Raw genomic sequence first — 14,155 nt, forward strand, 5'->3', positions numbered from 1 at the left:
TTACGGCAGCCACTCCTTCCCCGCAGACGCGACCGGATCTGCTGACGACCTGACCACGACCCATCCCTGGTTCGCCCAATGACCGATCCAGTCCTCGACCAACCAGTCGCGCTTGTCACCGGCGGTGGGTCGGGGATCGGGCAGCCACCGTGCGCCTGCTGGCCACGTCGGGGTACGCCCAGGTCCCTGGCGGGGACTACTCACCTTTGCTCGCCCATGACCCCCAGGCCCCCAACTACAAGGAACCTCTGATGCGTATCGGCATCCCCCGTGAGTCCAAGGCCCAAGAGACCCTCGTCGCTGCCACCGCCGCCACAGCCACCCAGCTGACCAAGCTGGGGTACGAGGTGGTGGTCGAGGCCAGCGCCGGTGTGCTGGCAGGGCAACCGGACGACATCTTCGCAGCGGCCGGCATCGCGATCGGCACCACGGACGACGTGTGGTCCAGCGACATCGTGGTGAAGGTCAACGCTCCCACTGTCGAGGAGATCGACCGGTTGAACCGTGGGGCGACGATCGTGTCGCTAATGGCGCCGGGCCGCAGCCCCACTCTCGTGGTGGCGCTGAGCGCCGCTCGTGTCACGGCACTGGCGATGGACGCCGTCCCGCGTATCTCCCGAGCCCAGTCGATGGACGTGCTCAGCTCTATGGCGAACGTCGCGGGCTACCGCGCGATCATCGAGGCCGCCCACGTGTTTGGACGCCAGTTCACCGGCCAGGTCACAGCCGCGGGGAAGGTCCCGCCCGCGCAGGTGTTCGTCGTCGGTGCCGGTGTCGCCGGGCTGGCGGCGATCGGTGCGGCTGGGGCGATGGGGGCGGTGGTCCGTGCGTTCGACGTACGGCCCGAGGTCGCTGAGCAGGTCCAGTCAATGGGCGCGCAGTTCGTCACGGTCGAGATGACCCAGGAGGTCTCAACGGACGGGTACGCGAAGGAAATGACGCCGGAGCAGATCGCGGCCACGGCGGCGATGTACGACGAAGAGGTGCGCCGCGCCGACATCGTGATCACGACGGCTTTGATCCCCGGCCGCCCCGCCCCGATACTGATCACGGTCGAAACGGTCGCAGGGATGCGCAACGGGTCGGTCGTGGTCGACATGGCGGCGGCCAACGGTGGGAACTGCGCGGTGACCGAGACCGACGAAGTCGTCGTGACGGCCAACCAGGTCACGGTGATCGGGTACACCGACCTCGCCAGCAGGTTGGCGGCGCAGACCTCGCAGCTGTACGGAACGAATGTCGTGAACCTGCTCAAGCTGATGACCCCCGACCAGAACGGGGAGCTCGTCCTTGACCTGGACGATGTCGTAGTCCGCGGCATCACGGTCGTGCGCGACGGAACGACGATGTGGCCCCCACCGGCGGTCCAAGTGTCGGTCGCACGGGCGGAGCCGAAGCCGGCCGTGGCCCCCGCTCCAGACCCCGTGCCGGCGTCCCCGGCCCTCCGCTGGACGACGATCGGACTCGGCGTGTTGGTGTGCTTCCTGGTCAACGCTTACGCGCCGGCACCGCTGCCAGAGCACTTCACCGTACTGATGCTCTCGGTGGTGATCGGCTACTACGTGATCGGGAAGGTCCACCACGCGTTGCATACGCCGTTGATGAGTGTCACGAACGCCATCTCCGGGATCATCGTGGTGGGGGCGATGCTCCAGATCGGGCTCGACGACCCGGCCATCGTGGTGCTGTCCTTTACCGCTGTCCTGCTCGCCAGCATCAACGTGTTCGGTGGTTTCGCCGTAACGCGCCGGATGCTCTCCATGTTCTCGAAGGGCTGAGATGACCATGGATGTCTCGTCTGCCGCCTTCGCGGCCTACCTGGTCGCGTCGCTGTTGTTCATCCTCAGCCTCGCCGGGCTCTCCCGTCACGAGACGGCCCGCACCGGCGTCACGTACGGGGTCGCCGGCATGGTCATCGCCTTGGTCGCCACCGTTGCCCTCGTGATCGACGTGAGCGCCGACCAAGGCACTGGTGCCCTGCCCCTGGTCCTCCTTGTGGTCGCGGTGATCATCGGCGCGAGTGTCGGATTGTGGCGCGCCCGCGTTGTCGAGATGACCGAAATGCCCGAGCTCATAGCCCTCCTGCACTCTTTCGTCGGCCTCGCCGCGGTCCTGGTTGGGTGGAACGGGTATCTCGAGCACCCCCGGTTCGCCCTAGACTCGCTGGCGAACATCCACGACGCCGAAGTCGTTATCGGGGTCTTCATCGGCGCCGTGACCTTCACCGGCTCGATCGTGGCCAACCTCAAGCTCTCGGCGCGGATCAAGTCCGCGCCCCTGGTCCTGCCCGGGAAGAACATTATCAACCTCGGCGCCCTCGCTCTCTTCGTCGTCCTGACTATCGGGTTCGTCGCAACACCGGGCATCAGCCTGCTGGGCGCCGTCACCCTCGTTGCCCTCGCCCTAGGGTGGCACCTCGTCGCCTCCATCGGCGGCGGTGACATGCCTGTGGTCGTGTCGATGCTCAACTCCTACTCCGGGTGGGCCGCAGCGGCCTCCGGATTCATGCTCGACAACAATCTGCTGATCGTCACCGGTGCCCTGGTCGGGTCCTCGGGCGCCTACTTGTCGTTCATCATGTGCCAGGCCATGAACCGCTCGTTCCTTTCCGTGATCGCCGGCGGTTTCGGTATCAAGGCGGGGCCTTCGGAGGCCATCGACTACGGGGAGCACCGCGAGATCACGGCCCGGGACACCGCCGACCTGCTCGCCGGCGCCTCATCGGTGGTCATCACCCCCGGCTACGGCATGGCGGTGGCCCAGGCGCAGTACCCGGTGGCCGAGCTGACCGCGAGGCTCCGCGCGCGCGGCATCGCCGTCCGATTCGGGATCCACCCCGTCGCCGGACGCCTGCCCGGCCACATGAACGTTCTCCTTGCCGAGGCGAAGGTGCCCTACGACATCGTCTTCGAGATGGACGAGATCAACGACGACCTCGGTGGCGTAGACGTTGTCCTGGTCATCGGCGCCAACGACACCGTCAACCCGGCCGCCCTCGACGAACCCGGCTCACCCATCGCCGGCATGCCCGTGCTGGAGGTCTGGAAGGCCCGCGACGTCGTCGTGTTCAAGAGGTCCATGGCCCCCGGTTACGCCGGCGTGCAAAACCCGCTGTTCTTCAAGGACAACACCCAGATGCTCTTCGGGGACGCCAAGACCCGGGTCGAGGAGATCGTCCGTGCGCTGACAGCCGATGAGACTGTAGGGCTCAGTGGCGTAGGCCGAGGCCGAGGCCAAGGCCAAGGCCGGTGAATCAATGGCCGGGTTCACCGTCGCGTCGCTGTCCCCATCCACTTCCTGGACCGGGCGGCGCATGCTTTCCCGCAGCGCTTGGTAGTGGTGGATGCAGATGTTCGGCTGACCTAGGCGGACTTCGCCTCCCGCTGTGACCAGCTCGTCACCGCCGTGGCCCGGTCGGGTATCGAGGCCGGCGACCGGGTGGCCGCTTTGTTTGCCAATAGCCACATCATGTTGGAGTTGCATCAGGCCGTGCTGGCGCGTGGCGCTGTTCTGGTATCGATCAACGTGCGCCTGGCTGTCGAGGAGATGCGCTACATTTTTGAGCACTCGGGGGTCCGGCTCCTGGTGGCCACGGGCGAGTTCGCCGCCCAGGCCAAGGAGCTCGCCGAGCACACCGGTCGAGGTGGTGACGGTGCGCTGGATGAGTATGAGTCGTGGTTGCCGGAGACGACATCGACCGCGGATCGGATTGGCGTGGATGAACGCGATCTTCTCGCCATCAACTACACCTTAGGCGACGGCGGCTGGGGGTACTCACGTCTGCATGCGCGCCGTCGACTCCGGTCCGATCTGGAGGCTGTTCCGCGAGGCCGACGTCACGAACCTCAGTGCCGCGCCGACCGTTCTGACCATGATCGCGGAGGAGTCTGGTGCGAGCGCGCTCTCCCGCCGTGTGCTCGTCGACACCGGGGTGCACCGCCGTCGCCGGCGCTGTTGCAGCGGCTGGATCTGCTTGGTTTCGATGTCACGCACCTGTACGGGTTGACAGAGACGTTCGGTCCGGTTGCGGTCAATGTCTGGCAGCCGGAGTGGGACAAGCCCCGGCAGAGGCCGCGTGACTGCGAGCGGCAGGGGATCGGCAACATCATCGCGCGGCCACTTCGTGTGCTCGACCCTTCAGGCGTCGATACGCCCCCTGACGGGCAGGCGATGGGCGAGATCGCGGTCAGGGCAACGGCGTGATGCTTGGCTATTACAAGAACGAACAAGCGACGGAGGCGGTGATGCAGAGCGGATGTCTCCTGACCGGCGACCTGGGTGTGATGCATCCAAATGGCTACGTCGAGATCCGCGACCGCGCTACGACTAGAGCCTAGGGCTCGTTACCTTATAGTGACTCGTGAAACTAGCACTCGGCGAGGTGATAGGGAAGCCCCGTCCAAACCTCGGTAATTTGCCCCTCCCGCTCGACATCGAGCGATCTACTTAGTAGAGTCAGTGAATAGTAACTCCCGCCGTCCAGAGACAGCTGGAGCATCCACGACGAGGGTGGGAGATCCTTCATGACCCTGACCGAAGATCCAGAGACCGCGGCGAAGGCGGAGTCGTGGTACGACCTGGTCCTCGAGGACAGGGTTCCGTTGCCGGAGTACCTGCGCGAGCGCAAGCAGTATGTGGCAAACGAGACCCAGATCCCGGTGTCGGTGTACATCACCCGCGAGCACCATCTGCTCGAGAAGGAGCACATCTGGCGCAAGGCGTGGCAGGTCGCTTGCCGTGAGGAGAACATCCCCCAGGTCGGCAGCTACGTCGTCTACGACATCGCCGGTGACTCCTACCTCGTGGTGCGCTCACGGAACGGCATCAAGGCGTACGTCAACTCCTGCCTGCACCGTGGACGCGTCCTGAAGGACGCCGACGGCAGGTGCAGCGAGTTCCGCTGTCCCTTCCACGGGTTCACCTGGCGTCTGGACGGGAAGCTCCGCTACTACCCGGCTCATGGGGAGTTCCCCGACGTCGACCCGGAAAGCGACGACTGGAAGCTACCCGAGGCCAAGGTCGGCACTTGGGGAGGGTTCGTCTTCATCAACCCAGACCTGGGCTGCGAACCTCTCGAGGAGTTCCTCGGCGACATGCCCGAGCATTTCGCGGCCTGGGACTTCGAGAACCGCTATCTCGAGGGCCACGTCGCCAAGCTGCTGAGGTGCAACTGGAAGATCGCGCAGGAGGCCTTCGACGAGGGGCTCCACCTCGCGGCGACGCACCCTCAGTCCGCGCCGTACGTTGGCGACGCGAACGCCGCAGTCGACACCTACGGGAACTGGGCCCGGCAGATTAGCCCGTCGGGCACCCCGGTGGAGGACCTGCCGGTCGCGGTCACCGAGGAGGAGATCGTCAAGCGGATGCTCGATGTCCGCGAGGGCGAGGAGTTGCCGATCCCGTTCCAGCAGGATTCCACGGCCCGGGACAGCATGGCTGTGGCCGCACGCGAGCGTTGGCGCCCAGTCCTGGGAGATCGCGCCGATACCGTCTCGGACGCCGAACTGGTCGACCACTGGAACTACGCGATCTTCCCCAACTACCATCCCTGGGGCGGGTACAACCGCATCGTCTACCGCTTCCGGCCCAACGGCGACCGCCACGACGAGTGCATCTTCGAGGTTATGTTCCTGACGCCATTCAACGGCGAACGTCCGCCCAGCGCCAAGGTCACCTGGGTCGGGTTCGGGGAGTCGGCGGCAGTCCAGGCGCCGGAGCTCTCGACGCTCGCGCTCGTGATGGACCAGGACGCCTTCAACATGGAGTCAGTGCAGCGCGGACTCGAGGCCACCCGCCGCACCCACGTGACGATGTCGACGTTCCAGGAATCCATGATCACCTGGCGCCACGACAAGATGATGGCCCTCATCGACGCCGGCGAGAGCGCGAAGGCATGAGCGACTCGGTCAAGGGGGCGATTCGCAACCCCCTTAACCCGCGGCAGCTCTACTACCGCGAGGAGGGCGGCACCGTGATGGTGATGATGGGGTCCAGATGGGGACGGTTCCGCGGCAACGGTGAGCACATCGACGGGCCGCTCTTCGAGGCCGATCCGGAGTTGTGCGTCTGGGTAGCCTCGCCGCGTCCCTCGAGCCACCACCGGCTCAGCCGCATCCTCGACATGTCCGGGGAACGATGATGAGGAGCACGCCGTGGACTTGGAGCTGACCGGCCGCAAGGCGTTAGTCACTGCCGGCACGCGTGGCATCGGCCGGGCCGTCGTTGAGCGACTCGTCAGTGAGGGGATGCAGGTGGCGCTCTGCGCTCGCAACCCCGACGGTGTGGCGGCGGCTGTTGCCGAGCTGGGAGCAGAAGGTCAGGTGATCGGCGCCAGCGTGGACGTCAGCGACCACGCAGCCCTGACGGCCTGGGTCGAGGAGTACGCCGACCGCCTCGGAGGCGTGGACGTGATCGTCTCCAACGCGAGCGCGCTGGGTGGAATCCCGCACTCGCCGGAGGGCTGGCGCCGTAACTTCGAGGTCGACGTCATGTCGGCGGTGTCCTTCGTCGACGCTGCTCTGCCGTTCCTGAGGAGGAGCGAGGCGGGAAGCATCGTGCAGATCGGCACCATCACGGCGGTCGAGAACCACTTCTATCCCGGAGGCGGTCTCAGCTACGGGCCGATGAAGGCGGCTCTGATCAACTACGTCAGCCAGCTGGCCAAGGAGCTCGGGCCGGACGGGATCCGAGCGAACGCCGTGTCGCCGGGGCCCATCTACATCGAGGGTGGGTCGTGGGACCGCATCCGACAGAACAAGCCCGACTACTACGAGGCCAACAAGGCGAGACATCCGTCGGGACGCTTCGGCCGTGCCGACGAGGTTGCCGATGTCGTCGCCTTCTTCGCCAGCCCGAGGGCCTCCTGGGTCAACGGCCAGAACCTGGTGGTCGACGGGTCGTTCACGATGCGCATCGGCTACTGACACCTCGCACGAAAGCGCGGGTGGAGACGACACATGATCTCAAGTTGCTGTGGCGCCAGGCCGACAGCGGCATCGAGCAGTCAGGAGAACCAGTGTTGACCGACCCGGCCCCGACCCCACGGAGGATCCATGTCTGACCAGAGCACGTTCGACGTGGTGGTGCTGGGCGCCGGCAGCGGCGGCTACGCGTGCGCGCTGCGCTGTTCCCAACTCGGGCTCAGCGTGGCGCTGATCGAGAAGGGGAAGCTCGGCGGTACCTGCCTCCACCTGGGTTGCATCCCGACCAAGGCCCTCCTTCACGTCGCGGAGGTCGCAGACTCGGCCCGCGAAGCCGGCCGCTTCGGTGTCCGTGCGTCCCTGGACGGCATCGACATGGCGGACGTCAAGGCCTACCGCGATTCCGTCGTCGGCCGGCTCTTCAAGGGTCTGACCGGACTCATCGCGAGCCGGGGCATCACCGTGGTCGAGGGGGAAGGGCGCCTCGTGGCCCCCGATACGGTCGAGGTGGCCGGCGAGCCGTACGTAGGCCGCCACGTCGTGCTGGCGTCCGGGTCCTACGCCAGGTCCCTCCCCGGCCTGGAGGTCGACGGTGTCACCGTGCTGACCTCCGAGCACGCGCTCGAGCTCGACCGGGTCCCGGCCAGCGCCATCGTCCTGGGTGGGGGAGTGATCGGCTGCGAGTTCGCCAGCGTGTGGCGCTCCTTCGGCGCCGAGGTGACGGTGCTCGAGGCGCTGCCGCGACTGGTCGCCGGCGAGGACGAGGCTGTCTCCAAGGCGCTGGCGCGTCAGTTCAAGAAGCGCGGCATCAAGGTCCGGCTCGACACTCCCTTCGTGGGCCTGGAACAGACTCCCGGCGGCGTGCGCGTTACCGTGACCGGTGGCGAGGTTCTGTCCGCGGACGTGCTGCTGGTGGCCGTGGGCCGGGGGCCGAGCACCGCTGGACTGGGCTGTGCCGAGCAGGGCATCGAGCTGGACGGTCAGTTCGTCAAGACCGACGAACGGTGCCGGACCAGCCTGCCCACGGTCTTCGCGGTGGGCGACATCGTGCGGGGGCCGCAGCTCGCCCACCGGGGCTTCCAGCAGGGCATCTTCGTCGCCGAGGAGATCGCCGGACTGGCCCCCGAGGCCGTTGCGGACGAGCGGATCCCGCGCGTCACGTACAGCGAACCCGAGGCCGCGTCGGTCGGGCTCACCGAGGCCGCTGCTCGCACCAGGTTCGGGGACGACGGCGTCGAGACCGTGACCTACGACCTCGGCGGCAACGGGAAGAGCCAGATCCTGGGCACCCAGGGCTTCGTCAAGCTGGTCCGGCGCACAGACGGGCCGGTCGTCGGAGTGCACATGGTGGGCTCTCGGGTCGGTGAGCTGATCGGTGAGGCGCAGCTGATCGTGGGCTGGGAGGCGCACCCCGAGGACGTCGCCCCGTTCGTGCACGCCCATCCCACCCAGGGTGAGGCGCTCGGCGAGGCACTCCTGGCGCTCGGCGGCACCCCTCTGCACGCGCACGCCTGATGTCCAGCCCACGGTCCACGAGGGGAGGAGGTCGACGACGCGAAGGTCGCAGTGGCCAGGGAGCCGCAAGGACCAGTGCGGCGACGCCAGGGACTCCTTCGACACGTGGCCGAAGGCCGTGGAGTCCCTGTGACCGCGAGCCGGTCAACGGACGAACCAGCCCCCACGAGGTGCGATGAGCATGGAGGAGACGACCGGCCCCAGGCCACACGTCCAGGCGGTGGCCCAGCACGCCACGACCCTCACCGTCACGACGCGGGAGTTCGAGGCCGACGTCCGCGTCGAGGCGAAGGCAATGGTCGCCGAGGGCGTTGTCGCCGTTTCCCTGCGCGAGGTCAACGACCGGCCACTGCCGCGGTGGGAGCCCGGAGCCCACGTCGACCTGGTGCTCGACAAGGCGCCCAGCCGACAGTACTCACTGTGCGGAGCCCCAGGGGACCGCCACCTCTGGCGGCTGGGGATTCTGCGTGACCCGGAAGGCAGCGGCGGGTCCCTCTACGTGCACGACGAGCTGCAGGTGGGTGACCTCGTCCGCGTACGGGGGCCGCGCAACAACTTCCGTCTCGTCGCGTCGCCGCGCTACCTCTTCATCGCGGGCGGGATCGGCATCACCCCGACCCTGCCGATGATCGCGGCGGCCACGGCGGCGGGTACCGAGTGGGAGCTCGTGTACGGCGGCCGAGAGCGCGCCTCCATGGCCTTTTTGGACGAGCTCGCCGACCACGAAGGTGACCGGGTCAGGGTGGCGCCGCAGGACGAGGTGGGGCTGCTGGACCTCGAAGACCTCCTGGGCACCCCCCGACCCGACACCCTGGTCTACTGCTGCGGTCCCGAAGCGCTCCTGAATGCCGTCGAGCAACGCTGCACGGGGTGGCCAAAGGGCTCCCTGCACGCGGAGCGCTTCTACGCCAAGCCGCTGACCGAGCCGGTCCCGTCAGACTCGTTCGAGGTCTACCTGGCGCAGAGCCAGGTCACGCTCACCGTGGCTCCCGGGGAATCCATCCTCGGCCTCGTCGAGCAGGCCGGCATCGGAGTTCTGTCATCGTGCGCCGAGGGGATCTGCGGGACGTGCGAGACGCCTGTCCTCGAAGGCGTTCCGGACCATCGTGACTCAATCCTCGACGCCGATGAGAGAGAGGCCAACGACTGCATGATGATCTGCGTCTCACGAGCCTGCACGCCTCGCCTCGTGCTCGACCTCTGACGAACCGTCACGGGCCGTGTCTCAGGAACCCGGGCGCAGCAGGTGAACGGCGGCGTACATCTCGATGGGCCTCTGATCGTGCGAAGGCCAAGCGTCACTCGCGAACCCATCCACTCCGCTAGGACACGCCTTGTTGACAGGATCTCGAGGGCCGGAACATCGCCGACCTGGAAGTGTTAAGCCGTGCTGGGGGACCGTCCGAACTCAGCTCAGTCGCCACTGGTATCGTCAATGGCGACATGAGGTGTGCAGTGTCAACGACGGCCGAAAACTGACCCCTTTCCGTCGATAGGGGGTCAGTTTTCACGCGTCGTTGACATGCAGCTCAATTCACGAGCCAGAGCTTCTTGAACTCGTCCTCATAACCGCTCACGCCGACGTAGTAGCCCGCATCGTTCAGCTCTACAGAGTCGATGTTGTCCGGAGTGATCATCTGGAGTGGCAGCAGCGCCTTCTCTGCCGGGGCGAGATCGTCACCGTTGAAGTGCCTTGCCCACATGTCGATCACACGCCATCCCAGGATGTACACCGGGAAGCCGGTCCAACCCGCCTCTGTCCCGGCCCTGATCGCCTCGATGTTGCCCTCGTTCGGCGTTTCGCCTGAGACCTCTACGTCGGTCAGGCCTGCGGCCTGCATGGCCGGGGTCAATCCCAGGGTCATGTCTCCGATGCTGAACATCGCGTACTTCAGGCTGGGGTCTCTTTGAAAAGTGCTGACCACGGAAGCGGGGAGCTTCGTGCCGATGTCGCTGGCCTGACTGTCGATCTCGGTCAACTTGCAAGCGGGGCACCACTCGTCGACGGACTTCTTGATTGCCTCCTGCCACGCCACCAGGATGGGGTATTCACTCAAGGTGAAGGTGGCTCCGTGGCCGAGGCCCTTGCTGTTGACGACGAATTGAGCGGCCACCATCTTGCCCCAGTTGGCGACCTGAGTTGCGTTGTCGACTGAAGTGCTGATGATGGGTCCCGCCGGGTCCTCCACGACGGTGTCACCCAGAAGCGCGATGCCCGCATCCGCTGCCGCTTGAATGGTGGCAGCACCGAAGGCACTGCTGGGCGCGCCACTGAAGGAGATTCCGTCGGGCTTCTTGGCGATTGCCGACTGCAAGGCCTGCTGCGGCCCCTCGGCGTTCGGAGCTACAGACACGGTCCCAAATCGCCAGCCCAGAACCTGCGCTGCAGCAGCCATCGCGTCGGACTCGAGCTTGGCGACCGGCTCACCGCTCTGGAGTCGGATGATGTAGATGCCGGGATCTGGCTTCTTCGAGAGCGGAACGGTCAGCCCGATGTCGGATGGGTTCTCGGAGACCGATGCAAGGTACGCCTCGGCTGCGGCGATACCCGCGGGGTCTGCAACAGCAGACGAGTCGTTGCCACCGGAGGCGCCGCCACACGCGGCAAGAAGGACAGTCAGGGCGCTGATGCTTGCCGTGAGAGGGATAGCTCTACGCATGTGGAAATCCTTTTTTTGGAGTCGAGATCGACATTGGACCGGTGCGCGCCCCGAGTGCGATGCGGTGGTGGGTTCATCACATGATGCTCGGTCGCCTGAGGTTCTGTCCAGAGTTTCTGGACTACAATTGAAACTTGACGCTCACTATAGTTAAGCCCCATTGACGCCGCTACTATCTTCTGCGAGTGGACGAGAGACCGTCGCAACGAGCGTCCGACGGCTTGACCACCGCAAACGCAGACCCGAAAGGTCAGTCATGCACCGACTCACGATTCAGTACGGCGCTCCGGTGGATCCCGAGGCGTTCGACTCGCACTACCGCGACGTCCACGCGCCGTTGGCCCTCGGCGTGCCTGGCCTACGACGCCTCACTGCCAACCGCCCACGCCTCATGGTGGCGGATCGCCGGTCCACCTGGTCGCCGAGATGTGGTTCGACGACGCCGATTCCATGCGGACCGCCCTGAAGTCGCCAGAGACGGCGGCGACCGCCGCCGACTCCTCGAATTTTGCAGTCGCGGAGATCGTCACCTTCACGGGAGCTGTCGAGGACCTTCTGGCCTGAGCGCTCAAGCCGGCTAAGTTTCCACATTGAGAATCAAGTATCTGCCCACCGACTGATGGAGCCACGGATGTTCAGCAACGAGTTCACCGACAAGTTCGGGATCGAGCACCCGATCGTGTGTGGCGGGATGACGGCGGTAGGCACCGCCGACCTGATCAGCGCGGTGGCCAATGCGGGCGCTCTGGGGTTCTTGACCGCACTGACCCAGCCGTCACCTGAGGCGCTCGTCGCCGAGATCGCCCGATGTTGGGAGATGACGGACCGGCCCTTCGGGGTCAACCTCACCATCTTGCCGACCATCGAGCCGGTGCCCTACGACGAGTACCGCCAGGCCATCGTCGAAAGTGGCGTGCGGATCGTGGAGACGGCGGGCAGCAGTCCCGCACCCCACCTGCCCGCCTTCCACGCTGCCGGAGTCTTGGTCATCCACAAGGCGGTGTCCGTGCGTCATGCGCTGAAGGCTCAGGAGCTCGGGGTGGATGCGGTCAGCATCGACGGCTTCGAGTGCGCCGGTCACCCCGGGGAGGACGACATCGGTGGTCTCGTCCTGATCCGGGCAGCCGCCCGGGCGCTGCGTGTGCCGATCATCGCGAGCGGAGGTATCGCAGACGGCGCCGGTCTGGTCGCGGCGCTGGCGCTCGGTGCCTCGGCGGTCAACATGGGCACCCGCTTCATGGCCACGACCGAGGCGCCCATCCACGACAACGTCAAGCGGCAGATCGTGGCCCACACCGAGCGCGACACCGTGATGGTCTTTCGCGAGTTCCGCAACTCGGCGAGGGTCGCGCGCAACTCCGTCTCCGAGGAGATCGCAGAGACGTCGCGTCGCATCGGGGCCACCTTTCCCGACGTCGCCGGTCTCGCGTCCGGCGTGCGGGGCCGGGAGCGGGTTCTCGGGCAGGGAGAGATGAACGGCGGGATGTGGTGGGCCTCGCAGGCCCAGGGCCTCATCGACTCGGTCGAGAGCTGCCAGGTCGTCGTCGACTCCATCGTCACCGAGGCGCAGCGGATAATCACCAAGGAACTGCCTGCCCAGCTCGCCACCTCGGCGGCTGCCCGGTCATGAGCCAGGGCCACTACTTCGAGGACTTCCGCGTCGGGCAGAGCTTCACCAGCCAGGGAAGGACCATCACCGATCACGACATCTCCTCCTTCGCGGCATGGAGCTGGGACACGAACCCGGTCCACACCGATGACGTGAGCGCCTCCCGGGGTCGTTTCGGCGGACTCGTCGCCCACGGGCTGCTCGGCCTCTCGGTCGCGATGGGACTGGCCTCGAGGCTCGCTGTCTTCGAGCGGTGCTCGGTAGCTCTCCTCGGTGTCGACGGCTGGCGGTTCCGCCACCCCCTCCGTGCCGGAGACACCGTGTCCTGCACCGTCGACATCGTCGGCGCCCGGATCACTAGCGCCGGCGACACAGGGATACTGGAGCGACACTTCACCCTGCGCAACCAGGACGGCACGGTGGTGCAGGAGGGCGAGATCAACCTGATGGTGACGACGCGACCCCCACCGGACGCCAGGGATGCCTCGTGAGCGCCGCTGACGTCAGCGAGCGGTGTATCCGCCATCGACAGCGACTATTGCTCCGGTCATGAACGATGCCTTGGCCGATGCCAGGAAGCCGATGACCTCAGCGATCTCCTCGGCGCGACCAACCCTGCCCAACGAGTGCAGCGCACCAATTTCGCCGAGCTGCTCACGAGTCCCGGCGTCCATCAGCGGGGTGTCAACGTAACCGGGTGCGACTGCATTGACCCGGATCCCGGCGGCACCGTAGTCCTGCGCGGCGGCACGGGTGAGTCCCACAACGCCGTGCTTGGACGCGACGTAGGGCGAGACTCCAGCGGAAGCGACCGTACCCATGATGGAAGCGACATTGACGATTGAGCCGCTACCTGCTTTGACCATGACGGCCAGCTCTGCCCGCAGGCACCGGAACATGCCGTCGAGGTTGACCGACTGGACGTGGGACCACACGTCGTCATCGATCTCGTGGAGGGGGAGGAGAGCGTGTGCGATCCCAGCGCAGTTGACTGCGACGTCGAGACGCTCGTACGTGTCGACGGCGACTGCCACCGAAGCCTCAGCACCCGCGACCGTGGATATGTCGAGCGCGGCCACGACCGCGATTCCGCCCTCTTGCTGCACCTGTTGAGCCACGTGGTGCGCGTGGTCTGCAGCGAGATCGACAATGACGACGCGGTACTCGGACGCGGCCAGCAGGAGCACGGTGGCGGCCCCGATTCCCGACCCACCGCCGGTGACGAGCGCGACTGGTTGGTCGAGGACCGGATCGGTCATTGGGCGAACCAGGGATGGTTCGTGGTGAGGTCGTCAGCAGTTCCGGCCGCATCCCCTGCAAAGGAGTGGCTTCCGTACGGGATGAATCGGAGCATCGAGAGCCGCCACTCCTCTTCCCGCTTCTCGGCCCGCATCTGGTAGCGGGCCATCACGAGCGTGTCGGTGCCGACCTCATCCACGGCGTCATCCGAA

Annotated in this window: 13 protein-coding genes and 2 pseudogenes; 12 read left to right on the top strand and 3 right to left on the bottom strand. The window is 66.3% G+C overall.

Annotation, left to right across the window (positions count from 1 at the left end; genetic code table 11):
• Positions 1 to 251 precede the first annotated feature (251 nt).
• The 8 genes and pseudogenes from H7290_RS20270 to H7290_RS20305 all read left to right on the top strand — a co-directional run bounded on the left by H7290_RS20270 (position 252) and on the right by H7290_RS20305 (position 9,639).
• Positions 252 to 1,778, top strand: coding sequence for a Re/Si-specific NAD(P)(+) transhydrogenase subunit alpha (locus tag H7290_RS20270; protein ID WP_290515837.1), 1,527 nt, complete (start codon positions 252 to 254; stop codon positions 1,776 to 1,778).
• Between the two features lie 7 nt (positions 1,779 to 1,785).
• Positions 1,786 to 3,252, top strand: a complete 1,467-nt coding sequence (pntB, locus tag H7290_RS20275; RefSeq protein ID WP_290515838.1) for a Re/Si-specific NAD(P)(+) transhydrogenase subunit beta — start codon at positions 1,786 to 1,788, stop codon at positions 3,250 to 3,252.
• A gap of 129 nt (positions 3,253 to 3,381) precedes the next feature.
• Positions 3,382 to 4,203 (top strand): annotated as a pseudogene (locus H7290_RS20280) (AMP-binding protein); the annotation flags it as partial.
• Between the two features lie 320 nt (positions 4,204 to 4,523).
• Positions 4,524 to 5,897, top strand: a complete 1,374-nt coding sequence (locus H7290_RS20285; protein ID WP_290515827.1) for an aromatic ring-hydroxylating dioxygenase subunit alpha — start codon at positions 4,524 to 4,526, stop codon at positions 5,895 to 5,897.
• Entirely contained in the window at positions 5,894 to 6,139 is a 246-nt protein-coding gene (locus tag H7290_RS20290; RefSeq protein ID WP_290515828.1) for a hypothetical protein, read from the top strand. The genes H7290_RS20285 and H7290_RS20290 overlap by 4 nt, the downstream gene beginning before the upstream one ends.
• A 13-nt stretch (positions 6,140 to 6,152) precedes the next feature.
• On the top strand, positions 6,153 to 6,923 hold the full coding sequence (locus H7290_RS20295) for an SDR family oxidoreductase (RefSeq protein ID WP_290515829.1): 771 nt from the start codon (positions 6,153 to 6,155) through the stop codon (positions 6,921 to 6,923).
• 129 nt (positions 6,924 to 7,052) lie between these two features.
• Entirely contained in the window at positions 7,053 to 8,435 is a 1,383-nt protein-coding gene (lpdA, locus tag H7290_RS20300; RefSeq protein WP_290515830.1) for a dihydrolipoyl dehydrogenase, read from the top strand.
• A gap of 175 nt (positions 8,436 to 8,610) precedes the next feature.
• Positions 8,611 to 9,639 carry a PDR/VanB family oxidoreductase gene (locus tag H7290_RS20305; RefSeq protein ID WP_290515831.1) on the top strand — a complete coding sequence of 343 codons (1,029 nt, stop codon included), beginning with the start codon at positions 8,611 to 8,613 and terminating at the stop codon, positions 9,637 to 9,639.
• A gap of 325 nt (positions 9,640 to 9,964) precedes the next feature.
• On the opposite strand, the gene H7290_RS20310 is transcribed toward H7290_RS20305, so the two are convergent.
• A complete protein-coding gene (locus H7290_RS20310; RefSeq protein WP_290515832.1) occupies positions 9,965 to 11,095 on the bottom strand; it encodes a substrate-binding domain-containing protein in 1,131 nt (376 codons plus the stop codon).
• Between the two features lie 256 nt (positions 11,096 to 11,351).
• Here H7290_RS20310 and H7290_RS20315 point away from each other — a divergent pair, with 256 nt between their 5' ends.
• The 4 genes and pseudogenes from H7290_RS20315 (at position 11,352) to H7290_RS20325 (ending at position 13,195) form a co-directional block, all read left to right on the top strand.
• Complete coding sequence (locus H7290_RS20315; RefSeq protein ID WP_366927661.1) at positions 11,352 to 11,561, top strand: EthD family reductase; 210 nt, start codon at positions 11,352 to 11,354, stop codon at positions 11,559 to 11,561.
• Positions 11,501 to 11,659 (top strand): annotated as a pseudogene (locus H7290_RS21445) (EthD family reductase); the annotation flags it as partial. The gene H7290_RS20315 and the pseudogene H7290_RS21445, both read left to right, overlap by 61 nt.
• 67 nt (positions 11,660 to 11,726) lie before the next feature.
• Complete coding sequence (locus H7290_RS20320; protein ID WP_290515833.1) at positions 11,727 to 12,725, top strand: nitronate monooxygenase; 999 nt, start codon at positions 11,727 to 11,729, stop codon at positions 12,723 to 12,725.
• Positions 12,722 to 13,195: a MaoC/PaaZ C-terminal domain-containing protein gene (locus tag H7290_RS20325; RefSeq protein ID WP_290515834.1), complete on the top strand. Its 474-nt coding sequence runs from the start codon at positions 12,722 to 12,724 to the stop codon at positions 13,193 to 13,195. The genes H7290_RS20320 and H7290_RS20325 overlap by 4 nt, the downstream gene beginning before the upstream one ends.
• Positions 13,196 to 13,207: 12 nt before the next feature.
• On the opposite strand, the gene H7290_RS20330 is transcribed toward H7290_RS20325, so the two are convergent.
• A complete protein-coding gene (locus H7290_RS20330; protein ID WP_290515835.1) occupies positions 13,208 to 13,963 on the bottom strand; it encodes an SDR family NAD(P)-dependent oxidoreductase in 756 nt (251 codons plus the stop codon).
• Positions 13,960 to 14,155: hypothetical protein (locus tag H7290_RS20335; protein WP_290515836.1), on the bottom strand; the 196-nt coding region annotated here is incomplete at its 5' end. The genes H7290_RS20335 and H7290_RS20330, both read right to left, overlap by 4 nt.

This window comes from Aeromicrobium sp. (genome assembly GCF_014378035.1).
Taxonomy (GTDB): Bacteria; Actinomycetota; Actinomycetes; order Propionibacteriales; family Nocardioidaceae; genus Aeromicrobium.